Here is a 21,965-nt window from a genome sequence, read left to right as displayed (position 1 = left end):
CCGAGACACCGCGGTCGGCGAGACCGACCGCCCCGCTCAGCTCGCGTCTCGCTCGATGTAACGCAGCGGGATGTCGATGGTCACCTCGGTGCCGCTCCCGACGAGCGTGTGCCAGTCGATCGTCCCGCTGAGCTCGCCCTGGATCAGCGTGCGAACGATCTGCGTGCCAAGGCCGCGCCCGACCTGACCCTCCGGCAGTCCGCTTCCCGAGTCGCGTACCTTGACCTCGAGGCGCTCCGCCGAACGTTCCGCGACGATCTCGACGTCGCCCTCGGTGCCGGCGAGCCCGTGCTCGACGGCGTTCGTCACGAGCTCGGTGAGCGCGAGAGCGAGAGGTGTGGCGTACTCGCTGGGCAGGGTCCCGAAGCGGCCGGTCGACCGGGTCCGGGCGCGGGTGTTGGGGGCTGCGGCCACCTCGGCGACGAGCTTGAGCACCCGTGCGAAGACCTCGTCGAAATCGACGTTCTGCGCGAGTCCCTCTGAGAGGGTGTCGTGCACGACGGCGATGGCCGAGACGCGACGCATGGCCTGTGTCAGCGCGTCGCGCGCCTCCTCCGAATGCGTCCGGCGGGCCTGGATGCGCAGGAGCGACGCGACGGTCTGCAGGTTGTTCTTCACCCGGTGGTGGATCTCGCGGATCGTCGCGTCCTTGGTGATGAGCTCCTGCTCCTGATGACGGATCTCGCTGACGTCACGGCACAGCACGATCGCACCGATGCGGGTCCCGTGGTCGCGCAGCGGGATCGTCCGCAGCGAGACGGTCACTCCGCGCGCCTCGATGTCCGCGCGCCATGGTGCACGGCCGGCCATCACGATCGGCAGCGACTCGTCGAACTCGCGTTTGCTGGGGAGGATGGCCGTCGCGACCTCGATGAGGGGCTCCCCCTCGAGCTCGTCCTCGAAGCCCAGCCGGTTGAAGGCCGACAGCGCGTTCGGGCTGGCGAAGGTCGTCATGCCGTCGACGTCGAGCCGGATGAGTCCGTCGGATGCGCGCGGCGCACCGCGACGCGGCGCGGTCGGGGCATTGAGGTCGGGGAAATCGGACGAGGCGACCATTCCGAACAGGTCGTCGGCGCAGTCGTTGAACGTGATCTGCTGACGCGACGGCGTCCGCGCCTCACCGAGGTTCGTGTGCCGCGTGAGCACACCGACGACGTGCGCGGGGCGCCCCTCGGCGGCCCGTTCCCGCACGATGGGCACCGCTCGCACGCGCGTCGGAGTCTCTTCGAACCAGTCGGGCGAGGCGGAGTCGACGATGCGCGCCTGGGTGAAGGCGTCCTTCACCTGCGTACGCCACTGCGGCCGCACCCGATCGCCGACGATGTCGCGGTAGAACAGCGTCGCCGCTCCCCCGGGCCGGGTGTGCGCGACCGCGATGAACGAGTCGTCCGCCGTGGGCACCCAGATGACGATGTCCGCGAACGCGAGATCGGCCAGCAGCTGGCCGTCACCGGCGAGGCGGTGCAGCCACTCGACATCGGCGTCGGTGGACAGTCCTTGAGCATGGACGAGATCGCTGAGGGTCGACACCATCCCAGACTAGGGGGCCGGCCCCGCCGCCGCGGCGCCCGCCGTCACACGCTGCCGCCGGCGGGCCTCCTCGGCCGGGCGGGCGGGTGGCGAGATCACCTCGCCGACGAAGCGACGGACGGCAGCCGGGATCGATCCCCGTCCGTTGCCTTCCCCGACGGGCCGGGCTGCGAGAAGCGCGGCGTCGGTGGCGCGCGGGTCCCAGGGGACGAACCAGCATCGCTCGATGCCCGCGTAGCGCTCGAAGCTGCGACGGATCTGACCTCGCGGGTCGATCCCGAGCGGGCCGCCGCGGAGCTTGTTGACCACCACGTGCACGGGCACCGCCCCCACGATCGACCGCAGGTCCGGATACACCCGCAGGAAGCGCGAGAGTCCCACCGGGTCGGCGGCGGCGACGGCAACGACCGCGTCGGCCGCTTCGAGCGCGGCGAGCGTGGCCCCGTTGCGGCGGGGTCCGTCGAGATCGCTCACGATCTCTTCGTCGCGCTCGAGAGAGGCGGAGACATCGACGAAGACGTCATCGACCCAGTCACGGCATGTCTCGAGCACGCGGGCGACCCGGTCGAACCCGAGTTCCGGCCAGCGTGACGGGCGGTTGATCCCGGCGAGCACCTCGACGGCGCCGGCAGGCTCGGCGATGCGCGCCAACTCGCCGGGCGTCAGCTCGCCCCGCGATGCCCGGCGGCACGCGGCCGCGAGGCCTGGTCCCTCGTCGGGGATGCCGAGCGCGATGGCGATCGCGGGTGCGTGCGTGTCGGCATCGGCGAGCGCGACACGGCGGCCGTCGCGTGCGGTCTCGCGAGCGAGCTCGATCGCCAGCGTCGTCCGCCCCGGCGCGCCGGACGCGCCCCACACCACGATCACCCGTCCGCGCGACGAGCGGGCCTGCCCCGCGGCAGGCACCGCTGTGACGGCATCCAGGGCATCCGTCCCCGCATCGACGACCGCGATCCCGAGGATCTCCGCGGCGCGGCGCTCGGCGGGACCTCGCGCCCAGGCGACGATCCGGGTCGCCGTTCGGTCGCACAGTTCCACGACCTCGCGCGTGAGCCACGATCGGGATGCGGCCAGGATCAGCACGTCGGCACTCGCCACGGTGTCCGCCGCGCCCGGCCGTTGGACCGACCCCTTCACCGCTCCGGCACCCGAGAGGCCGCGTGCTGCAACGGCCACGTCGTCGGCGGCCAGCACCGCCACGTCCGCGAGGCCGCCCGCGCGCAGTCGCTCGACGAACGGCGCGTGCTCCGGGATCGCCACCACGACGCGCATCAGCGTCCGCCGCCCGTGGCGGGGATCACGGAGATGGCATCCCCCGAGCCGATCGCGGCGAGCACGGCGGCGACGTCATCACGCGGAACCACCAGCTCGACCGCAGCGGAGCGCTGCTGCGCGACGATCCCTTCGCTGCTCTGCAGAGCTCGCACCGTCGCGTCGGGGACGAGGATGCGGGGGTCGGCGAACACGTCGCGTTCACGCCGGGGTGCGCTCCACACCTCGACGCGGGTACCCGCCGTCACCGAACCGGGTACGGCATTCGTCGTCTGCACGACGACCGTCGTGGCGTCCGCCTCCGCGGGAGAGGCCACCGCGGCGCGCGGCACCAGTTCGCCGGCCGGAATCGTCCGCGACGCGACCCCGCCCGGCTCGAGGGTCCCCGGCGCGGCGTAGAGATCGCCTGCCGGCCCCAGCACCACCTCGACGACCCGCAGATCCGCGGCGTCGACCGGTTCGCCGACGACGATCGTCCGGGCCGCGCTGAGAACGGTCGAGGTCTGCCGTGCCGCAGACACGACGGACCAGACGCCGGCGATGGAGACCAGCACGAGAACGACGCCGATGATGACGCGTGCGTCGGCCCGTCGGATGCGGCTGCGGAGGGAGGTGCGTACGGCCATACCCCCATCGTGGGCGAGCGGCGGAGACGACGCCCGCCGTTGTCCACAGGGGTGTCAAGGGCCGGGCAGAGGAACGAGCGCGCGCGGATAATGGAGGCATGCCCGCCATCCCCGACAGCGCGCGCTTCCTGACCCCGTCCCAGGTCGCCGAGACGCTGCAGATCGAGGTCGACGAGGTGATCGCGCTCGTCCACGAGGGCCGGCTCGTCGGGGCCAAGGTGGGAACGCCCGCCCGCTGGCGCATCGAATCGGCGAGCGTCGAGGATTACCTCGATGCCCAGGTCGAGGATGCTCGTCGCGCCGCGCTGTGGCAGCAATCGCAAGTCGCCAGCTTCCCGGAGCTCTGGGCGCGGCAGCGACGGCCGGAGTGACCCCTCACCCGGCGGATCCGTCGAGGTGCACGGTCCGCAGCGCCCGATAGCCGATGATCCGGTGCCCGGTCACGGCGCTCGCGCGGCGGGGCTCCCCCGCGTCGTGGAGGGCGAAATCGACGTGGTCCGCGCCCGCACGGTCGATGGTTCCCGTCCAGCTCGTTCCCCCGGCCACCACGACGCGGACGCCGACGCGACGACGCGCGAGATCGCGCAGCATGAAACCGAGGGTCATGCGTTCGGCGAGCGCGGAGTGGCTCCGGGTGGGGCGAGCGCTGCGGAGCAGATCGGGTTCTGCCGCGGCGATCGAGGCCACGGCGTCGAGGGGGACCACCGCGGCTCGGGACCCGGCGGTGTTCTCGACGGCGATCCAGTCAGATCCGACGCCGGTCAGGCGACCGCGAACGGCATCCGCGGCGATGACATCGATCGCGATCTCGCGGCCGACCAGCTCCACGAGGCGCTCGCGGAGTGTGAGCCGCGAGAGGCGCAATCGTTCGGCCTCGGTGTCGAGCGCGGCACGCTCGGCCTCCCACTCGGAGTCGAGCTGGTGTTCGAGGTCTTCGAAGAGGCGCTGCCATCGCACCCCGCGAGGTTATCGGCAGTGCACCTGCCCGGAGCAGCCTGTCCACAGGTTGGAGAATTCTCATCCGGCCGGATTCGGCAGTGTGCTGTACTCATCGGCGTTGACAGAGCCGATGGAAGGAGGTTCGCGCGATGACGTCGATGAGCGCCGGTGAACCCCGCCGGTACCCCCGCATCGGGTCCTCGCTCGACATCGCGGAGTACTTCGCCGCGCAGCCGACCTCGACGGCCGATCTCCCGGATCCCGAGCCGTTGGTGCGCAACCTGACCCGCGGTGTCCTCGAGGTTCTCGCCGGAGTCCGTGAAGTCGAGCAGCTCGCCCGGTGGCTGAGCGAGGATGCCTTCCGGGTGCTGGTGACACGCGCGAACCTCGCGGCGCGCGCACGCAGCGCCCGGCAGGTCACCCCGGCGCGACCTGTCTACTCGATCGTCAGGGTCCGGATGTGCGAACCGGCCGACGGCGTCGTCGAGGGAACGGTGATCGTCACCACCCCGCACCGCACGCGCGCGGTGGCGCTCCGGCTCGAGGGCCTCGACGGCCGATGGCGGGCGACCTCGCTCGCCCTGCTGTGACCGGCTCCTACTGCTTGTACGACGACAGGAAGTTGCCCAGGCGCTCGATCGCCTCGGTCAGCACGCGCGCCTCGGGCAGCGTGACGATGCGCAGGTGGTCGGGGTCGGGCCAGTTGAACCCGGTCCCCTGCACCAGCAGCACGTGCTCGGCCACGAGGAAGTCGTAGACGAGCTTGCCGTCGTCGTGGATGTCGTAGACCTCGGGATCGAGGCGTGGAAACGCGTACAGCGCCCCCTCGGGCTTGTGACACGTCACGCCCGGGATGCTCTCGAGCCCCTCCCATGCGGCATCCCGCTGCTCGTGCAGCCGCCCCGTCGGCGCGATCAGCGCTTCGATCGACTGCACGCCCGACAGCGCGGCCTGCACCGCGAACTGCGCGGGCACGTTCGGGCACAGGCGGGTCGAGGCCAGCAGCTGGATGCCCTCGAGGAAGCCCTTCGCGTGCGCCTTGGGCCCCGTGATGACGAGCCAGCCCGAGCGGTACCCAGCGACGCGGTACGTCTTGGAGAGGCCGTTGAACGTCAGACAGAGGAGGTCGGGCGCGAGGGTCGCCAACGGGATGTGGGTCGCCTCGTCGTAGAGGATCCGGTCGTAGATCTCGTCCGAGAGCAGGAGGAGCGAGTTCTCGCGGGCGATCTGCACGATGCCCTCGAGAACCTCGCGGCTGTACACCGCGCCCGTGGGATTGTTCGGGTTGATGACGACGATGGCCTTCGTCTGCGGAGTCACCTTCGAGCGGATGTCCTCGAGGTCGGGCTCCCAGCCCTGCGTCGCATCGCACAGGTAGTGCACGGGCTTGCCGCCGCCGAGGCTCGTCATCGCCGTCCACAGCGGATAGTCGGGCGCAGGGATCAGCACCTCGTCGCCCTCGTCGAGGAGAGCCTGCATCGTCATCGTGATCAGCTCGGATACACCGTTGCCGAGGTAGACGTCGTCGGGGTCGACGTGAGGGAACCCCGGAACCTCCTCGTAGCGCGACACGACGGCGCGCCGTGCGGAGAGGATGCCCCGACTGTCGCTGTAGCCGTGCGCGTTCGGCACCGACTCGATCATGTCGCGGACGATCTGGAAGGGCGCCTCGAACCCGAAGATGGCGGGGTTGCCGGTGTTGAGCTTCAGCACGCGATGCCCGTCGGCCTCGAGTCGGTCGGCCTCGGCCAGGGCGCTGCCACGAATTTCGTAGAGGACGTCCTTGAGCTTCGATGACTGATCGAGGATTCGGCGGTTCATCCGATCAGGATATCCGGCGGTCGAGCGGGCCGATCGACGATGCGTGGCCCGCTCGCCGGATCACTTCTTCTTGCCCGCGGCCCGCCGCGCCGCACGGTTGCCCGCGTCGCCGGCATCCTCGTTCGCGCCCATCTTCTGCCCGAACGCACCGCGCGGTGCGTCGGCGGGGGCCTCCTGCTCGGCCGCCTGCTGACGCGCCTTCGCGGTCGCGGTCTTCTGGACCTGACCGCGATCGTTGCGCACCTCGACCTCGCCCGACCCGGTGTCGCTCGGGGCGGAGTACTCGAGCTTCTGCGTCTCGACGGGCGTCGGGGTGAGCCCCTTGGCGTCGACGTCGCCGCTTTCGGCGGAGCGGACCTCGACCTCGAGGTTGTAGAGGAAACCGACCGACTCCTCCTTGATCTGGCTCATCATCGACTGGAACATCTCGTACCCCTCGCGCTGGTACTCGATGAGCGGATCGCGCTGTGCCATCGCACGCAGGCCGATGCCGTCCTTGAGGTAGTCCATCTCGTAGAGGTGGTCGCGCCAGCGGCGGTCGAGCACCTGGAGCACGACGCGGCGCTCGAGTTCGCGCATGGCCGGCTCACCGAGCGTCTCCTCGCGCTTCTGGTAGGCGATCTTCGCGTCGGAGAGCAGCTCGCGCTTGAGCACGTCGGCGGTGATGCGTCCCTTGTTCCCGGCCTCGGCCACGACCTCGTCGATCGTGACGCCCACGGGGTAGAGCGTCTTCAGCTCGGTCCAGAGGGCGTCGAAGTCCCAGCTCTCGGTGTGACCCGACGACGTGTGGTCGTCGATGACGGCGCTGATGGCATCCTCGATGAAGTGCTGCACGCGCTCCGACAGGTCGTCGCCGTGGAGCACCTGGCGGCGGTCGGCGTAGATCGCCTCGCGCTGGCGGTTAAGCACGTCGTCGTACTTGAGGACGTTCTTGCGGATCTCGGCGTTGCGCGCCTCGACCTGCGCCTGCGCGCTCTTGATCGCCCGCGAGACCATCGACGACTCGATCGCGACGTCCTCGGGGAAGTTCGTCCGCGCGAGGATCGCCTCGGCCGCGCCCGACTGGAACAGGCGCATGAGGTCGTCGGTCAGCGACAGGTAGAACCGGCTCTCACCGGGGTCGCCCTGACGACCCGAACGTCCGCGCAGCTGGTTGTCGATACGGCGCGACTCGTGACGCTCGGTGCCGAGCACGTAGAGTCCGCCGGCTGCGACGACCTTCTCGGCCTCTTCGGCCACGGTCTCGCGGACCGATGCGAAGACCTCGTCCCACGCGGCCTCGTACTCGTCCGGCGTCTCGACGGGGTCGAGCCCGCGCGACTTCATCTCCTGGACGGCGAGGAACTCGGCATTGCCGCCGAGCATGACGTCGGTACCGCGACCGGCCATGTTGGTCGCGACCGTCACGGCGCCCAGGCGACCGGCACGCGCGACGACCTCGGCCTCCCGGGCGTGGTTCTTGGCGTTGAGGACCTCGTGCTTGACGCCCTTCTTCGCGAGCAGACGCGAGAGGTACTCGCTCTTCTCGACGCTCGTCGTGCCCACGAGCACCGGCTGGCCCGTCGCGTGGCGCTCGACGATGTCTTCGACGACCTGCGCGAACTTCGCGGTCTCGTTCTTGTAGACGAGATCGGGCTGGTCCTTGCGGATCATCGGCTTGTTCGTCGGAATCGGGACGACGCCGAGCTTGTAGGTCGACATGAACTCGGCCGCCTCGGTCTCGGCGGTCCCGGTCATACCCGAGAGCTTGTCGTAGAGGCGGAAGTAGTTCTGCAGCGTGACGGTGGCGAGGGTCTGGTTCTCGGCCTTGACCGGAACGCCTTCCTTCGCCTCGATGGCCTGGTGGATGCCTTCGTTGTAGCGACGGCCGACGAGGATACGACCCGTGTGCTCGTCGACGATCATGACCTCGTCGTTCATGACGACGTAGTCAGTGTCGCGCTTGAACAGGGCACGCGCCTTGATCGAGTTGTTCAGGAACGAGATGAGCGGGGTGTTCGCCGACTCGTAGAGGTTGTCGATGCCGAGGTAGTCCTCGACCTTCTCGATGCCGGGCTCGAGCACACCGACAGTGCGCTTCTTCTCGTCGACCTCGTAGTCGACACCCGGTTCGAGGGTGAGGGCGACGCGCGCGAACTCGACGAACCAGCGGTTCGCCTCGCCCGACGACGGCCCCGAGATGATGAGGGGGGTGCGGGCCTCGTCGATGAGGATCGAGTCGACCTCGTCGACGACGGCGAAGAAGTGGCCGCGCTGCACGAGGTCCTCGCGCCGCCAGGCCATGTTGTCGCGCAGGTAGTCGAAGCCGAACTCGTTGTTCGTGCCGTACGTGATGTCGGCGGCGTACTGCTCACGGCGGACCTCGGGGGTCTGACCCGAGACGATCGTTCCGGTGGTCATGCCGAGCGCGCGATAGACGCGGCCCATGAGCTCGGACTGGTACGAGGCGAGGAAGTCGTTGACGGTGATGACGTGGACGCCCTTGCCCGCGATGGCGTTGAGGTAGGCCGCGAAAGTCGCCGTCAGCGTCTTTCCTTCACCGGTCTTCATCTCGGCGATGTTCCCGAGGTGAAGGGCCGCGCCGCCCATGACCTGCACGTCGTAGGGACGCTGACCGAGCGTGCGCTTCGCAGCTTCGCGAACGGCGGCGAACGCCTCCGGCATCAGGCGGTCCAGCGTCTCGCCGGCCTCGTAGCGCGTGCGCAGCTCGGCGGTCTCGTTCCGCAGCTCGTCGTCGGTGAGCCGGGCGTAGTCCTCTTCGAGCGCGCCCACGGCCTTGACGATCTGCTGCAGACGGCGCAGCACGCGGCCCTCACCGGCGCGGAGCAGTTTCTCGAGAGGGTTGGCCACAGCGGATCTCCATCTGTCGGGTGCGCCGACGCCACGTCGGCCGCGCCCGCGCGTGCGCACGGGCATGTGGAGCCCATGTTATCGGCCCGTGACCTTGGCGTCGCCTGCGAGAGACGACGACCTCCCGTCCGGCGACGACCGCGAGACCTAGGATCGGAGCATGGCTGGATTCTGGGGCAGACGCAAGCGGGAACAGCAGGATGTCGCGGACGCGGACGCGAACCTCGCACGCGAGGCGGACATCGCCCTCGTCGGAGCGGACGAGCGCCTGCGTGTCACGAGCGACGAGATGGTGTTCGCCGAGGCCGAGCTCGGCGACGAGGCCACTGCTCCGCTGCGCGAGGCGATCGCCGCCGTGCGCCACCACCTCGGCGAGGCGTTCCACCTCAAGCAGCTCAACCACGACGAGATCCCCGATACACCCGAAGAGGTGCGCACGCGGAACGCGCGCATCGTCCAGCTGTGCGAATGGGCCCAGGACCTGCTCGACGACCGCGTCTCGGCCCTGTCCGAGGCGATCGAGCGCGCCCGGCGGGCACCCGAGATCCTCGCCGGCATCCGGGCCGACGTCGCGGCCCTGCGCGAGCGCATCGCCCCCGCCCGCGCCGTCATCGACCGGGTCTCGAGCCGCTACCACCCCGACGCGCTCAACCGGGTCAGCGGGAACGCGGATGAGGCCGCGGGACTGCTCGAGTTCGCTGAGCACGGGGCGGATGTCGCCGAGCGCCGGCGCGCTGCCGGCGAGCGCGGTCCCGCGAACATCGCGCTCGAGACCGCCACCGAAGCCGTGCGCCGCGCGCGCACCCTGCTCGACGCGGTCGACGACTTCGAGGTCGAGGCTCTACGGGCGCAGTCCACGCTCGCCGACGTCGTCGCCGACTCGCGCGACGACCTCGTCGCGGCGCGCACGGCTCCGCAGACCCCGGCAGTCACCACGGCCATGGCGGAACTCCAGCAGGCGCTGACGCGCGTCAGCCCCGCCGGCACTCCGGGCGACCCGTTCGCGGAGCTGTCGATGCTCCGCGAGAAGAACGCGGCGCTCGACGTCGCCGTCGACACCGCCCGCGAGCGCGCTGCCCGCCCGATCCCGCCCGAGAGCCACGTCCGGCACGCGATCGACGACGCCGATCGCCAGCTGTCCGTCGCGCGGAGCGTCATCGCCGGTCACCGCGGGTGGATCGGCGCCGACGCGCGCACGCGGCTCGCCGAGGCCGAGAGTCTGCGCCTCGGGCTCGCTCCCGTCGGCCCGATCCCCGAAGACGACCGAGAGAAGGCACTCGCCGATGCGCGGCGGTGCGCCGCCCTCGCGGGCGAGGCCTTGCAGCTCGCCCAGCGCGACATCGACGGCTCGCGTCCGAACGACGGCTGGGGCGGCCCCGGCGGGTACGGCGGCGGCTGGGGCGGCCGCGGCAACGGCGGCAACATGGTGGGCGGCATCCTGGGTGGTCTCGTGATCGGCAGCATGCTCGACGGCATGTTCGACTGACAGCCCCGGCTTCGGCCGGCACACACGACGGGGGGCGGATGCCGTGATGGCACCCGCCCCCGTCGTCGTCATCAGATCAGGACGCGAGCTCGGCCTCCGGCGGAGCGGCCGCGGTCAGCGAGATGACACCGTAGTCCCACCCCTTGCGGCGGTACACGACACTCGGGTGGTCGGTGCGGGCGTTGATGAACAGGAAGAAGTCGTGTCCGACGAGCTCCATCCGGTCGACGGCTTCCTCGACGGTCATCCACTCTGCGCCGAACTCCTTGGTTCGGATGACGACGGGCGTGTAGTCGTCCTCGTCGGCGGAGTCGCCGACAACGGGCACTTCGCCCGTCGCGACGGCACGCAGGACCTCGACCGATGCGGGTTCGACGTCGATGCCCTCGAGAGCGCCGGTTCCCTTGTCGAGCTTGGCTCCTCGAGGGTGGTTCCGCGCATCGACGCGCTTGTCCTTGGCGCGGCGAACCTGCTCGACGAGCTTGTCGACCGCGAGATCGAGGGCGACGAACTTGTCGCCGTCCGTGGCCTCGGCCCGGACGATCGGTCCCTTTCCGGTGAGGGTCAGTTCGACGGTCTCGTCATCCATGCGCCCGTTGCGGTAGGCATGATGCGTGACCTTGATGTCGAGGCGCTGCGCACGAGGTGCGAGCGTCTCGATGCGACTGGACTTCTCTTCAGCCACCGTGCGGAAGCGATCCGTGATCCCGACTCCCACGCCGACGATGCTGGTTTCCATCCTGACCTCCTTGCTCCGGTCCGCCCGGTTCAAGGGCGGACCTTCGTTCGCCTTGGTCTCCCCCACGCTAGTGGGGTGAGCGAGCATTGTCACTCATGAACCGCCGGGAATACCTTCAGCGCTCACCCGGAGCGGGGTGTCGGCCAGCACGACGGCGCCCACGACCCGCCGCCCGGCGGCGCTGAGCGCGTTTCGCGCCGCACGCAGCGTCGCTCCCGTGGTCATCACGTCGTCGACGATGACGACGGCGCCCGTTCCCGGACGCGCGAGGAACGCGCCCGCGACGTTGCGCTCTCGCTCCGCGCGGCCGAGCAGACGCTGGTCGAGAGCGCGGCCACGCGAGCGGAGCCACCGCCCGACACGGGCCTCGCAGCGCCGCGCGAGCAGCTCGGGCACGGCGTACCCCCGACGGCGCAGCGCCGCCCGTGACGGCGGAACCGGGACCAGCACGGCATCCGCCCACCCTGCTTGGCGGACCAGGTCCGCCATCAGGGCGCCGAGCGGGCGGGCCAGGCCGGTGCGGCCGTCTTCTTTGAGAGTACGGACGACACGGGCGGCCGTGCCCTCGTAGCGCGCGACGCTGCGGACCTCGAGCCCGTCGGCATCGTGCCGAAGCGGTCGAGCGATCTCCGCGGCGCAGATCTCGCAGAGCGGTCGGCCCGGCGCGTCGCATCCCGCGCACCAGACGGGCATGAGCAGATCGAGCGCGTCGGCGAAGTGCTCACGCCACGGCCCGCGACGAAGGGGATCCGGCTGCACGCCCCCATGCTGTCGACGCGTCGCCGTCAGCGGCAGCGTCATCCCGCGACTGTGGACGACGGCGTCGGGCCCATCGCCGGGGAGAGATCAGCGCGGCGCGCCCTGCTGGGTGGCGAGCACGCGGATGCCGCCCGCGACCGTCGGCCAGGCCTGCCCCTTCTGCGCGTAGAGGACGCCCTCGCCGTCGAGGAGACGGACGGCACGCAGCTGGTTCGTGGCGGCGATCGCGACGGGCCCGGCCGGCGCGACGATCTCTTCGCCGAAGCCGCCGACCGACTGCGAGATGACGACATCGGCATCGCCGTCCTCCGCGAGGACCGCGATGGTCGATCCGTCGACCCAGCTCGCGTCGATTCCCGTGCCGGGAAGCAGCGCCACGGTCTCGCGATCCCCCAGTCCCGCCGGAGCACCGTCGTCGTCGCGGAGGATGCCCGCGATCCACAGCGCCGGACGCGAGCCGTCGCGCACCAGGGCGGCGATGCGCGTGCCGTCGCGCGACACCTCGATGCTCGAGATCTGCGATGCCCCGGGCCACGCATTGGCGATCGAGACGACCGTGCCGTCGGGGCCCGTCGCCGTCAGGCCCGACGGCTCACCGGACGGCACACTCCAGATGAATCCCTGCGGATCGATGGTCGGGTCGATCAGGCCCGTCCGCTCGTCGACGATCTCGGAAGTCGCGTCGTCGCGCACGCGCACGACAGCGCCGGCTGACGTCCGAATAGCGGCCGTGCTGCGATCCGCCCCCAGCTGGATCGACTCCGGCCAGAGACCGGGGAGGACGGCGGACAGTCCCGGCAGCGGCTCGATCTCGGAGCCGGAGAGGAATCCGAAGGCGTCCTCGGTCAAGACCGCCGGCCGGACATCGACGCGGATCGGTCGGACGTCGACCGCCTGGGCGGCGACCGGCTCGCCGTCGACCGACATCTGGGCGCCGCGGATACCGGCTGACTGCAGGCTCGCGTCCAGCTGCGCCTGCATCCGGTTGCGGGTCTCGGGCACGATCGCCAGCGCCGACTGCGACAGCGGCACCTGGGCCACTCCCCCCTCGAGCGGAACCGCGCGCGTCGCGAGCTCGAGACTCTCGGGAAACGCCGAGTAGACCGCGCCCGACAGCCAGGGGCTGGGGTCGCCGTCGATGAGGGCCTCGGTGATGTGGGTGGCGGCGTTGGTCGCGGGGAACCAGCGACGGTCGGGAACGAGGTAGGTCCAGGACCGGTCGAAGTACATGACCGAGTACTCGCGGAAGACCGCCTGGAACCGGGCGCGGTCGAGCACGACGCCGTCGGGCGCGTTCGAGATCCGCCACTCGCCCTCGACCTCGACGAGGGAGAAGTCGAGCGGCATCGAGCCGCCGTCGGTCACCGACATCGCCCCTGTGGCGTCGACGGCTGCTTCGGGGGTGATGGCGACGGTGACGGTCCCGTCGCCCGCGACGGTGTACACGCGTTCGCCCGGGAGGTCGATGGTGGCCCGGGCCGTCGGCTGCCACGACGAGCGGAAGTCCGGCGCGAGGAACTGCCGAGCCGTCCCCCAGTCGTCACGGGGTCCCGACCCCGCCGCGAGGAATCCTGCCACGATCTGCTGCGGTGTCGCCCCCGGCGGCGGATCGTCGGGGAGGAAGGAGAAGTCGACCGCGCCGGCCTCCTGGTCGATCGGCGCCCCCGCGACGACGGGGCCCGAGGTCGGCAGCCCCGTGCAGCCGGCCAGCAGCAGGGCGAACAGCATCCCGAGGACGGCGGCGACCGAGCGCAGACGCTTCACGACGAGCCTTTCGCGGGACGGGGAAGGGAGATCGGCTGGGTCAGCCCCAGATCGTCGAAGGGTACGCCATCCTCCCCCGGGTCCACCGGAAGGGGCGAGTGACCGTCGAGCGGCTCGCTGCGCCGGGGAATCGTGAGCACGAAGTTGGTTCCCCGCCCGAGCTCGGACCACACCGCGAGGGTGCCGCCGTGCAACCGCGCGTCGCCGAGGGCGATCGAGAGTCCGAGCCCCGTGCCACCGATGGTGCGCTTGCGCGAGGGGTCGGCGCGCCAGAAGCGATCGAAGACGCGCTCGGCGTCGGCCGGCCGCATCCCCAGACCGTAGTCGCGCACGCCGATCGCGACCGCCCGCGCGTCGCTGTCGACGCTGACCACGATGGGCCGTCCCTCGCCGTGCTCGATCGCGTTGCCCAGCAGGTTGCGGACGATCCGGCGCACGCGCCGCGGGTCCATCTCCACGGGCGAATAGCCACCCGGAGCGACGAGTCGCACATCGCTGCCGTGCTGCTCGGCGAGCTGAGCCATCGAGGCGATGACGTCCTCGGCGAGCTGGGTCATACTCGTCGGCTCGCTCTCGAGCTGCACCGAGCCGGCATCGTAGCGGCTGATCTCGAGCAGGTCGGTGAGGAGCACCTCGAACCGATGCACCTGGTCGTGCAGCAGCTCCGCCGCGCGTGCCGCCACGGGATCGAAGTCCTCACGCCGGTCGTTGAGCATGTCGGAGGCGAGCCGGATCGTCGTCAGCGGCGTCCGCAGCTCGTGCGAGACGTCGGAGACGAATCGCTGCTGGACCTGCGACAGCTCGGCGAGCTCCTTGATCTGCGCCTCGATGCTGTCGGCCATCGCGTTGAACGACCGTCCGAGGGTGGCGAACTCGTCCTCGCCGCGCACCTGCAGCCGCACCGCGAGGTCGCCCGCCGCCAGCCGCGAGCTGCTTTCGGCCGCCTGCGCGATCGGCTCGGTCACCGAGCGCAGCACGATCCACGAGATCGCGCCGATGAGGACGACCAGCCCGACGCCGACGATCCACAACGTGATCTGGACGAAGGCGAGGGTCTGCGCCTCACTGGCCAGGTCGTAGCCGAGGTAGAGCTCGTAGGCCCCCACCTCGGGGAGGACGATCTGCTGCCCCACGACGATGCCGGGCACCTGACCTCCTGCTGACGCGGCGAAGCCGACGGGCTGCCACCACTGCAGCTCGTCATCGCTCTGCACCTGCGCGCGCAGCTCGTCGCTGATCCGGTCTGCGGGGAGACCCGCCGAGTCGAAGTCCTGCGGCGCGATGGCCGACGGTTCCGACGAAATCCGGAACGCGGCGATGCGGTCGGTCGAGGACTGGCGCTGAATAGAGGTGCGCACGCTCTCCATGAGGTTGTCGACGGCGACCACGTCGCCCCCGACCTCGGCGGCATCCAGCGTCGCCTGCGCCGACTGCGTCGCCCGCTGCGCCTCGGCGAGCAGCTGGGAGGTGCGCGACTCGAAGAGGTCGTTCTGAATCGCCAGCGACATCCACACCAGTGCCACGGTGATCGTCAGCGCGGTCGCGCCGAGCGTGATCGCGACGGTGCGGAACCGCAGCGATCGCCGCCAGGTGCGGGCGAGCCGACGCCCCCACGATCGCCACCCGCGCGTCGCGACCGTCGCCGTCGTGACGGTGCGGATGGGCATCGGAGCGTCAGATGACGGCGCCGGCGCGATAGCCGACGCCGCGGACGGTCGTCACGATGCGCGGGTTGTCGGGGTCGATCTCGACCTTCGCCCGCAGCCGCTGCACGTGCACGTTCACCAGACGCGTGTCGGCCTTGTAGTGGTAGCCCCAGACCTGCTCGAGGAGCATCTCGCGCGAGAAGACCTGCTGCGGCTTCGATGCGAGCGCGACGAGCAGCTCGAACTCCAGCGGCGTCAGCGCGATCACGTCGGCTCCGCGACGCACCTCGTGGCCCTCGACGTCGACGACGAGATCGCCGATGCGCAGCGACTCCGATGCCGACGCGACCGCGGGACGCAGGCGGGTGCGGATCCGAGCGACGAGCTCCTTGGGGTTGAACGGCTTGACGATGTAGTCGTCGGCTCCCGACTCCAGCCCGCGCACGACATCCGCGGTGTCGGTGCGCGCGGTCAGCATGATGATCGGCACGCCGGACTCGGCGCGCACCTGCGTGCAGATCTCGATGCCGTCCACGCCGGGCAGCATCAGGTCGAGGAGGATCAGGTCGGGCTTCTCGCTGCGCCAGGTCTCGACGGCCGCCGCGCCATCGGCGCAGAACACGGTGTCGAACCCCTCGGTGCGCAGCACGATGCCGATCATCTCCGCCAGGGCGGTGTCGTCATCGACCACCAGGATGCGAGAAGTCATGGGCGGCGTTCGTCTTTCGGCTCGGGCTCGCGCGCGACGTGCGCGTACTCACCGTACCCGACCCACGCACCGTCGACTCCGGACGCCGCGCGCTCGTGTGACACGATGGGTTCGACCGAGCCGACTGTTCCAGGAGTGCATCGTGACGTCATACCCCGCGTGGACGCCGGCGCCGCGTCCCGGCATCATCCCGCTTCACCCGCTCTCGTTCGGAGTGATCCTGGGGCGTTCGTTCTCGGCCCTGCGCCAGAATCCGAAGGTGCTGCTGGGCTTCGCCCTCGTCGTGCAGACCGTCGCCATCCTCGTCGCGACCGCGGGCATCGTGGCCGTCGGCTTCGCCACATTCGGCCGGCTCGCGTCGCTCCGGCCCGGCACCGACGAGTTCGAGACCGTCCTGGCCGGCTCGATCGCGATCAGCGGGGCGACGGCGCTCGTGCTGTCCCTGGCCGCGGGAGCGCTGGGCGTCATCGTTCAGGGGGTCGTGGTCAGTGAGGTCGCGCACGCCGTCGTCGCCGAGAAGCACACCCTCGGCGGTCTGTGGCATCGCGTGAAGCCGGTGGCCTGGCGCCTCATCGGGTATTCCGCCCTGGTGTTCCTCATCGTCGTGGTCGTCATCGGCATCCTCACCGCGGGTGTCGTCGGGCTTGCGATGAGCGTCGGTCCCGCGGCCATCGTGCTCGCCATCATCCTGGGACTGTCGGCGATTCCGTTGAGCCTGTGGCTGAGCACGAAGCTCCTGCTGGTGCCGTCCGTCATCGTGCTCGAGCAGGCGACGGTCTTCGGGGCCGTCGCGCGATCGTGGCGACTCACGCGCGGCCGGTTCTGGCCGACGCTCGGGATCATCGTCATCATCTCGATGAGCTTCGGCATCCTGGCCCAGGTGATCAGCGTTCCCTTCTCGTTCGTCACGATGGGCCTGACATCCGTCATCACGCCGACCGGCGACCCCGAACCCGGCCAGATCATCGCGCTGCTCGTCGGCACTCTTCTGGCGCAGGCGTTCGTCACCCTCATCCAGACCATCGCCGTCATCGTGCAGTCGACCGCGGGAGCGCTGGTCTACATCGACTGCCGCATGCGGCGCGAAGGGCTCGACCTCGACCTGTCGTCGTACATCGACCAGCGGGACGCCGGAATCGCAGCCCCCGACCCCTATCGACGCAATGTGGGGCGCGTGCTGGACGGCCGCTGGCAGCAGCCCCCGGCGTACGCCGGCGCACAGTCCGGTGCCGCCTACCCCGGGCAGCCGGGTTACGCCGGACCGGCGGGCTACGCAGCACCGGCGGGCTACGCGGCGCCGGCGGGGTACGCGACCCAGCCCGGGTACGCCGCGCCGGTCGGATATCAGCCGCCGACGCCCGGCGAACCTCCGGCTCCGGCTCCGGCTCCGGCTCCGGCTGAAACCTCCGGGGAGACCCCCGCAGCCCCGGCGGATGGCCCGTCATCGACCGACTGGACCGCTCCGGGCGCTGACCGCGCATGAGGTTGCTCGCCACTCCGGTCGCCCCCGACCCCGACGAAGCCCGTCGCTGGGCTGAGGAAGAGCTCTCGAAGGCCGCCTACCGAGAGGCCGAGCCGACGCCCATCGACCGCTTCGCGCGTGGCGTGGTCGACTTCCTGGCGGCTCTGTTCAACGGGCAGGTTCCGGCGACGCTCGGCCCCTGGCTCGCGGTCGGAGCGATCGTGGTGCTGCTGGTGCTGGTCGCCGTGGCGATCCTCATCTGGGGGCGTCCGCGCACCGTCGTGCGCTCGCGGGCGAGCGTGCCGCTCTTCGGTGAGGACGAGACACGCAGCGCCGACCAGATGCGCGCGGAAGCGGCGGATGCCGCGGGCCGGGGCGCCTGGGACGAGGCGATCGTCCTGCGTGTGCGGGCGCTCGCCCGAGGCCTCGCGGAGCGCACGATCGTCGACCCCGCCCCGGGCACGACGGTGCATCGGTTCGCCGCCGACGCCGGACGCATCTTTCCCGCGGAGAGCGAGGAACTCGACCGCGTGGCCCGCGTGTTCGACGACGTGCGCTACCTGCGGCGACCGGGCACGGCTGAGGCATACGCCACCGTGCGGGCTCTCGACGAGCGGCTTGCGGCAGCGCGAGCGGAGGTGCCGGCATGAGCACGGCCCCCGCACCATCGGCTGCCCGTCGACGATCGCGCTCGGTACTCGGCTGGGCGGGAGTGGGCGCCGGCCTCCTCGTCGCGGGCATCGCGGTCGCAGCGATCGCCGGCATCAACACGATGCCGGCACAGGGGCTCCTTGACCCGGAGGCCGCCGGCCCCGAGGGATCGCGGGCGCTGGCCGAGCTGCTGCGCGACCGAGGCGTCGAGGTCGAGATCGCCCGTGACCGCTCGGCGGCACTGCGTGCCCTCGACGGCAGCGACGCGACGCTCGCGATCGCCGACACCGCACCGCTCGACGACGACGACCTCGTGGGCCTGCGGGATGCCGCCTCCGGCGTCGTCCTGCTCGAGCCGCGCACGCGCGATCTGCGGCTGCTGCTCGGCGCCCCGCGCAGCGCGGGCTTCGCCGACGGCGCCACGGTGGAGCCCGACTGCGACCTGCCCGCCGCCGCCGTCAGCGGGCCCGTCGGCCCCGGCGAGGTGTTCACCGCCGACGGCGCCGACGACGCGTGCTATCCGGCCGCAGCGGGGTACGGGCTCGTCGCCTCCGGCGAGGGAGCCGACCGGGTCGTCGCCCTGGACGCGACCGCGCTGCTGGTCAATCAGCGGCTCGCCGACGACGGGAACGCCGCGCTCGGGCTCAACCTGCTGGGCTCTCGCGACACCGTCGTCTGGTACCTGCCGTCGATCGGCGACGGCTCGCTCACCGGCACACCCTCGCTGGGCGAGCTCACTCCCCCATGGGTGACCCCCGCGATCCTGCTCCTGCTCGGCTCGGCCGTGGCCGCCGGGATCTGGCGCGGCCGCCGCTTCGGTCCGCTCGTGGCGGAGAACCTGCCGGTGACCGTCCGCGCTTCGGAGACCACCGAGGGCCGGGCGCGCCTGTACGCGGCGTCGGCCGACCCCGTGCACGCGCTCGACCAGCTCCGGCGCGAGACTCTGCGCCGCATCTCGCGGGCGCTCGGGCTCGGCTCCGCCGATGCCGGGGCCATCGCCGATGCCGCGGCGAGCCGCATCGGCGACGATCGCACACGCGTTCGCGGCATCCTGATCGACGACCTCCCCCGAAACGATCGCGACCTCGTCGACGCCGCCGACCGGCTGCGCGATGTGGAAGCCGCCGTCCTCCGATCCGTCCGTCCCGAAAGGAACACCCCATGAGCGAGACCGCACCCGGCGACCTGCGCGAGGCGATGAACCGTGTCCGGCTCGAGGTCGGCAAGGCCGTCGTCGGCCAGGACGGCGCTGTGACCGGCCTTCTGATCGCGCTCCTCGGCCGCGGGCACGTGCTGCTCGAGGGCGTGCCCGGCGTCGCGAAGACCCTGCTCGTGCGCACCTTCAGCCGGGCGGTGGGACTCGACACCGCCCGCATCCAGTTCACTCCCGACCTCATGCCGGGCGACGTCACCGGATCGCTGGTCTACGACGCTCGCACCGGAGAGTTCGAGTTCCGTTCCGGGCCGGTCTTCACCAACGTGCTGCTCGCCGACGAGATCAATCGGACGCCGCCGAAGACCCAGGCCGCTCTCCTGGAGGCCATGGAGGAGCGCCAGGTCTCGGCGGACGGCGTCTCCCGACCGCTGCCCGACCCGTTCCTCGTGGCGGCGACGCAGAACCCGGTCGAGCACGAGGGCACCTATACCCTCCCCGAGGCGCAGCTCGACCGCTTCCTGCTGAAGCTCGTCATCGACCTCCCCGCTCGGGACGACGAGATCTCCGTGCTGCGTCGCCACGCAGACGGCTTCCGGCCCGGCGCGCTCGAGACCGCGGGCGTATCGGCGGTGGTGACGGTGGCCGAGATCCGCGCCGCCCAGCAGGCCGCCGCCGCCGTGGAGGTCTCGGACGACGTCCTCGGCTACGTCGTGGATCTGGCCCGGGCGACCCGCCAGTCCCCGTCCGTCCAGCTCGGCGCGAGCCCGCGCGCCGCCACCGCCCTGCTCGCGGCCGCCAAGGCGTGGGCGTGGCTCGGCGGCTACCCGGCGATCACACCGGACCACGTCCAGACGATGCTCGTGCCCGCGTGGCGCCATCGGCTGCAGCTGCGCCCGGATGCCGAGATCGAGGGTGTCTCCGCCGACACGATCCTGACCTCGGTACTGCAGCAGACGCGCGTCCCGATCTGAGCCGCCGTGTACCTCTCCGGCCTGTTCGTGCTGCTCGTCGCCGTCGGCGTCGTGCCCGTCGTGCTCGCTCCCGCCGCGGGACTGAACGCGGCGTGGACGGCGCTCGCGTGGCTCGGGCTGTGCCTCATCCTCGCCGCCCTCGACCTCGTGTTCGCGGGGCCGCTGCGCGCCGCCGAGATCGAGCGGCGCATACCCTCCCGCGCACGGGCCGGCGAATCGGTCGAGACGACGCTCCTGCTGCGCAATCGCGGCGGCCGCCGCATCCGCGGGAGCCTCCGCGACGGGTGGCAGCCGACCGCGGGGGCCGGCGAAGCGCGTGCCGCCGTCGACATCCCGGCCGGCGAGCGCCGAGCCGTACCGATGCCGCTCCTCCCGCGGCGCCGGGGCGAGCTGCGCTCGGCGTTCGTCGCGCTGCGCAGCCGCGGACCCCTGGGGCTGGCCGGGAGACAGCGCGTCATCCCCGCCCCGGGCGCCCTGCGCGTCCTACCCCCGTTCGCCTCGCGTCGGCATCTTCCCTCGCGGCTCGCGCGCCTGCGCGAGCTCGACGGCAACACGAGCGTTCAGGTGCGCGGGCGTGGGACCGAGTTCGACAGCCTCCGCGAGTACGTGCGGGGCGACGACGTCCGCTCCATCGACTGGCGCGCGACCGCCCGCGCGGGAACGACGATGCTGCGCACCTGGCGCCCGGAGCGCGACCGCCACGTCGTGATCGTCATCGACACGGGCCGCACGAGCGCGTCGCGCGTGGGGGATGGTGTGCGCCTGGATGCCGCGATGGAGTCGGCGCTGCTGCTCAGTGCTCTCGCCGCGCGCGCCGGCGACCACGTGCATCTGCTCATGTTCGACCGTGCGCGTCGCGCGCGGGTCACGGGCATCGACGGGCCGCGGCTGCTGCCCGCCCTCGTCGACGCGATGGCGCCGGTCGAGCCGACACTCATCGACACCGATTGGAACGCCGTCCTCACGGAGGTCCGTGCCCTGACCTCGCGGCCCTCGCTCGTGGTGCTGCTGACGGCGCAGGACGCCCCCGACGCGGCCCGCGGCTTCCTCGGAGCCCTTCCCTCGCTCACCGAACGCACCACCGTGCTCGTCGGCTCGGCGCAGGACGCACCCGAGCCGGCGCCCGTGCAGCGCACCGCGGAGGACGTCTACCGCGAGGCCGCCGTCGCGCACGCCACCCGCGACGCCGAACTGGTCGCCGGGGCGATCCGCCGGGCCGGGGGCGAAGCTCTCAGCGCGACCCCCGATGCTCTGCCGCCCGCCGTCGCCGACCACTACCTCGCGCTGAAGGCCGCCGGCCGCCTCTGACTCCGCCGTGAGCGCCGGCGGCTGCCGACCCGACTCCGCACCCCAGCACCGCAGCACCCCAGCACCCCACGCTCACCTGGCAGCTCACGCCCCCACCCCGGCCCGCAACGGGCCACAACTGCCCATCCAAACCCGCGCCTCACGCTCACCTGGCAGCTCACGCCCCCACCCCAGCCTGCAAGGGGCCACAACTGCCGGCCCAAACCCGCGCCTCACACTCACCCGGCAGCTCGCGCCCCCACCCAGCACCAAAAGGGGCCACAACAACCAACCCAA

The 21,965-nt window shown here is 71.3% G+C and carries 19 protein-coding genes; 8 read left to right on the top strand and 11 right to left on the bottom strand.

Features of this window, described 5'->3' with window-relative positions; translation table 11 throughout:
- Window positions 1-36 precede the first annotated feature (36 nt).
- From C3481_RS10070 to C3481_RS10060, 3 genes are read right to left on the bottom strand one after another with little or no spacing between them, the layout of a single operon-like run.
- The gene (locus C3481_RS10070) at window positions 37-1,530 is read right to left on the bottom strand and encodes a sensor histidine kinase (RefSeq protein ID WP_036305931.1); all 1,494 of its coding nucleotides are present in this window, start codon (window positions 1,528-1,530) and stop codon (window positions 37-39) included.
- Window positions 1,531-1,539: 9 nt separating this feature from the next.
- Window positions 1,540-2,802, bottom strand: coding sequence for a tyrosine-protein kinase family protein (locus tag C3481_RS10065; RefSeq protein WP_114599115.1), 1,263 nt, complete (start codon window positions 2,800-2,802; stop codon window positions 1,540-1,542).
- A complete protein-coding gene (locus C3481_RS10060; protein ID WP_103842171.1) occupies window positions 2,802-3,428 on the bottom strand; it encodes an SAF domain-containing protein in 627 nt (208 codons plus the stop codon). Before C3481_RS10060 ends, C3481_RS10065 begins: the two co-directional genes overlap by 1 nt.
- Window positions 3,429-3,526: 98 nt before the next feature.
- On the opposite strand from C3481_RS10060, the gene C3481_RS10055 reads away from it, so the two are divergent.
- Entirely contained in the window at window positions 3,527-3,799 is a 273-nt protein-coding gene (locus tag C3481_RS10055; protein WP_023955358.1) for a helix-turn-helix domain-containing protein, read from the top strand.
- Window positions 3,800-3,803: 4 nt separating this feature from the next.
- Here C3481_RS10055 and C3481_RS10050 read toward each other — a convergent pair whose 3' ends face one another.
- Window positions 3,804-4,385 (bottom strand): hypothetical protein, encoded by a 582-nt coding sequence (locus tag C3481_RS10050; RefSeq protein ID WP_103842168.1) that lies wholly within the window; start codon window positions 4,383-4,385, stop codon window positions 3,804-3,806.
- Window positions 4,386-4,525: 140 nt separating this feature from the next.
- On the opposite strand from C3481_RS10050, the gene C3481_RS10045 reads away from it, so the two are divergent.
- The gene (locus tag C3481_RS10045) at window positions 4,526-4,957 is read left to right on the top strand and encodes an Rv3235 family protein (protein ID WP_370576231.1); all 432 of its coding nucleotides are present in this window, start codon (window positions 4,526-4,528) and stop codon (window positions 4,955-4,957) included.
- A gap of 7 nt (window positions 4,958-4,964) precedes the next feature.
- Here the strand turns inward: C3481_RS10045 and C3481_RS10040 are convergent, their stop codons facing one another.
- Both C3481_RS10040 and secA read right to left on the bottom strand, forming a co-directional pair.
- The gene (locus tag C3481_RS10040) at window positions 4,965-6,188 is read right to left on the bottom strand and encodes a pyridoxal phosphate-dependent aminotransferase (protein WP_023955364.1); all 1,224 of its coding nucleotides are present in this window, start codon (window positions 6,186-6,188) and stop codon (window positions 4,965-4,967) included.
- A gap of 60 nt (window positions 6,189-6,248) precedes the next feature.
- A complete protein-coding gene (gene secA / locus C3481_RS10035; protein WP_064955661.1) occupies window positions 6,249-9,038 on the bottom strand; it encodes a preprotein translocase subunit SecA in 2,790 nt (929 codons plus the stop codon).
- Between the two features lie 160 nt (window positions 9,039-9,198).
- Between secA and C3481_RS10030 the strand changes: the two genes are divergently transcribed.
- The gene (locus C3481_RS10030; RefSeq protein ID WP_023955368.1) at window positions 9,199-10,524 is read left to right on the top strand and encodes a hypothetical protein; all 1,326 of its coding nucleotides are present in this window, start codon (window positions 9,199-9,201) and stop codon (window positions 10,522-10,524) included.
- A gap of 76 nt (window positions 10,525-10,600) precedes the next feature.
- Here C3481_RS10030 and hpf read toward each other — a convergent pair whose 3' ends face one another.
- From hpf to mtrA, 5 genes are all read right to left on the bottom strand, one after another.
- On the bottom strand, window positions 10,601-11,263 hold the full coding sequence (hpf, locus tag C3481_RS10025; protein WP_023955370.1) for a ribosome hibernation-promoting factor, HPF/YfiA family: 663 nt from the start codon (window positions 11,261-11,263) through the stop codon (window positions 10,601-10,603).
- A 93-nt stretch (window positions 11,264-11,356) separates the two neighbouring features.
- On the bottom strand, window positions 11,357-12,022 hold the full coding sequence (locus tag C3481_RS10020) for a ComF family protein (RefSeq protein ID WP_258039095.1): 666 nt from the start codon (window positions 12,020-12,022) through the stop codon (window positions 11,357-11,359).
- An 87-nt stretch (window positions 12,023-12,109) separates the two neighbouring features.
- Window positions 12,110-13,786 (bottom strand): LpqB family beta-propeller domain-containing protein, encoded by a 1,677-nt coding sequence (locus C3481_RS10015; RefSeq protein ID WP_103842164.1) that lies wholly within the window; start codon window positions 13,784-13,786, stop codon window positions 12,110-12,112.
- The gene (gene mtrB / locus C3481_RS10010) at window positions 13,783-15,453 is read right to left on the bottom strand and encodes an MtrAB system histidine kinase MtrB (RefSeq protein ID WP_023955376.1); all 1,671 of its coding nucleotides are present in this window, start codon (window positions 15,451-15,453) and stop codon (window positions 13,783-13,785) included. The genes C3481_RS10015 and mtrB overlap by 4 nt, the downstream gene beginning before the upstream one ends.
- Before the next feature lie 7 nt (window positions 15,454-15,460).
- A complete protein-coding gene (gene mtrA / locus C3481_RS10005) occupies window positions 15,461-16,141 on the bottom strand; it encodes an MtrAB system response regulator MtrA (RefSeq protein ID WP_023955378.1) in 681 nt (226 codons plus the stop codon).
- Window positions 16,142-16,283: 142 nt separating this feature from the next.
- Between mtrA and C3481_RS10000 the strand changes: the two genes are divergently transcribed.
- Genes C3481_RS10000 through C3481_RS09980 form a run of 5 tightly spaced genes read left to right on the top strand, consistent with a single transcriptional unit; the run spans window position 16,284 to window position 21,689 of the window.
- Window positions 16,284-17,624: a glycerophosphoryl diester phosphodiesterase membrane domain-containing protein gene (locus tag C3481_RS10000; protein WP_103842162.1), complete on the top strand. Its 1,341-nt coding sequence runs from the start codon at window positions 16,284-16,286 to the stop codon at window positions 17,622-17,624.
- Complete coding sequence (locus tag C3481_RS09995; protein WP_036305934.1) at window positions 17,621-18,253, top strand: DUF4129 domain-containing protein; 633 nt, start codon at window positions 17,621-17,623, stop codon at window positions 18,251-18,253. The genes C3481_RS10000 and C3481_RS09995 overlap by 4 nt, the downstream gene beginning before the upstream one ends.
- Window positions 18,250-19,419: a DUF4350 domain-containing protein gene (locus C3481_RS09990; protein WP_114599120.1), complete on the top strand. Its 1,170-nt coding sequence runs from the start codon at window positions 18,250-18,252 to the stop codon at window positions 19,417-19,419. Before C3481_RS09995 ends, C3481_RS09990 begins: the two co-directional genes overlap by 4 nt.
- Window positions 19,416-20,381: a MoxR family ATPase gene (locus C3481_RS09985; RefSeq protein WP_023955386.1), complete on the top strand. Its 966-nt coding sequence runs from the start codon at window positions 19,416-19,418 to the stop codon at window positions 20,379-20,381. Before C3481_RS09990 ends, C3481_RS09985 begins: the two co-directional genes overlap by 4 nt.
- 6 nt (window positions 20,382-20,387) lie before the next feature.
- Window positions 20,388-21,689 carry a DUF58 domain-containing protein gene (locus tag C3481_RS09980; protein WP_103842158.1) on the top strand — a complete coding sequence of 434 codons (1,302 nt, stop codon included), beginning with the start codon at window positions 20,388-20,390 and terminating at the stop codon, window positions 21,687-21,689.
- Window positions 21,690-21,965: the final 276 nt, after the last annotated feature.

It is taken from the genome of Microbacterium sp. Ru50 (genome assembly GCF_002920555.1).
In the GTDB taxonomy this organism is placed as follows: Bacteria; Actinomycetota; Actinomycetes; order Actinomycetales; family Microbacteriaceae; genus Microbacterium; species Microbacterium arborescens.
The sequence above is the reverse complement of the archived record's forward strand: the minus strand, read 5'-3'. Positions and strand labels throughout refer to the sequence as shown.

What these genes read in the sequence shown, in the direction of transcription:
- C3481_RS10065 (WP_114599115.1), bottom strand. Translation starts at nt 2,802, where the DNA reads ATGCGCGTCGTGGTGGCGATCCCGGAGCACGCGCCGTTCGTCGAGCGA.
- C3481_RS10060 (WP_103842171.1), bottom strand. Translation starts at nt 3,428, where the DNA reads ATGGCCGTACGCACCTCCCTCCGCAGCCGCATCCGACGGGCCGACGCA.
- C3481_RS10055 (WP_023955358.1), top strand. Translation starts at nt 3,527, where the DNA reads ATGCCCGCCATCCCCGACAGCGCGCGCTTCCTGACCCCGTCCCAGGTC.
- C3481_RS10045 (WP_370576231.1), top strand. Translation starts at nt 4,526, where the DNA reads ATGAGCGCCGGTGAACCCCGCCGGTACCCCCGCATCGGGTCCTCGCTC.
- C3481_RS10040 (WP_023955364.1), bottom strand. Translation starts at nt 6,188, where the DNA reads ATGAACCGCCGAATCCTCGATCAGTCATCGAAGCTCAAGGACGTCCTC.
- C3481_RS10030 (WP_023955368.1), top strand. Translation starts at nt 9,199, where the DNA reads ATGGCTGGATTCTGGGGCAGACGCAAGCGGGAACAGCAGGATGTCGCG.
- hpf (WP_023955370.1), bottom strand. Translation starts at nt 11,263, where the DNA reads ATGGAAACCAGCATCGTCGGCGTGGGAGTCGGGATCACGGATCGCTTC.
- mtrB (WP_023955376.1), bottom strand. Translation starts at nt 15,453, where the DNA reads ATGCCCATCCGCACCGTCACGACGGCGACGGTCGCGACGCGCGGGTGG.
- mtrA (WP_023955378.1), bottom strand. Translation starts at nt 16,141, where the DNA reads ATGACTTCTCGCATCCTGGTGGTCGATGACGACACCGCCCTGGCGGAG.
- C3481_RS09995 (WP_036305934.1), top strand. Translation starts at nt 17,621, where the DNA reads ATGAGGTTGCTCGCCACTCCGGTCGCCCCCGACCCCGACGAAGCCCGT.
- C3481_RS09990 (WP_114599120.1), top strand. Translation starts at nt 18,250, where the DNA reads ATGAGCACGGCCCCCGCACCATCGGCTGCCCGTCGACGATCGCGCTCG.
- C3481_RS09985 (WP_023955386.1), top strand. Translation starts at nt 19,416, where the DNA reads ATGAGCGAGACCGCACCCGGCGACCTGCGCGAGGCGATGAACCGTGTC.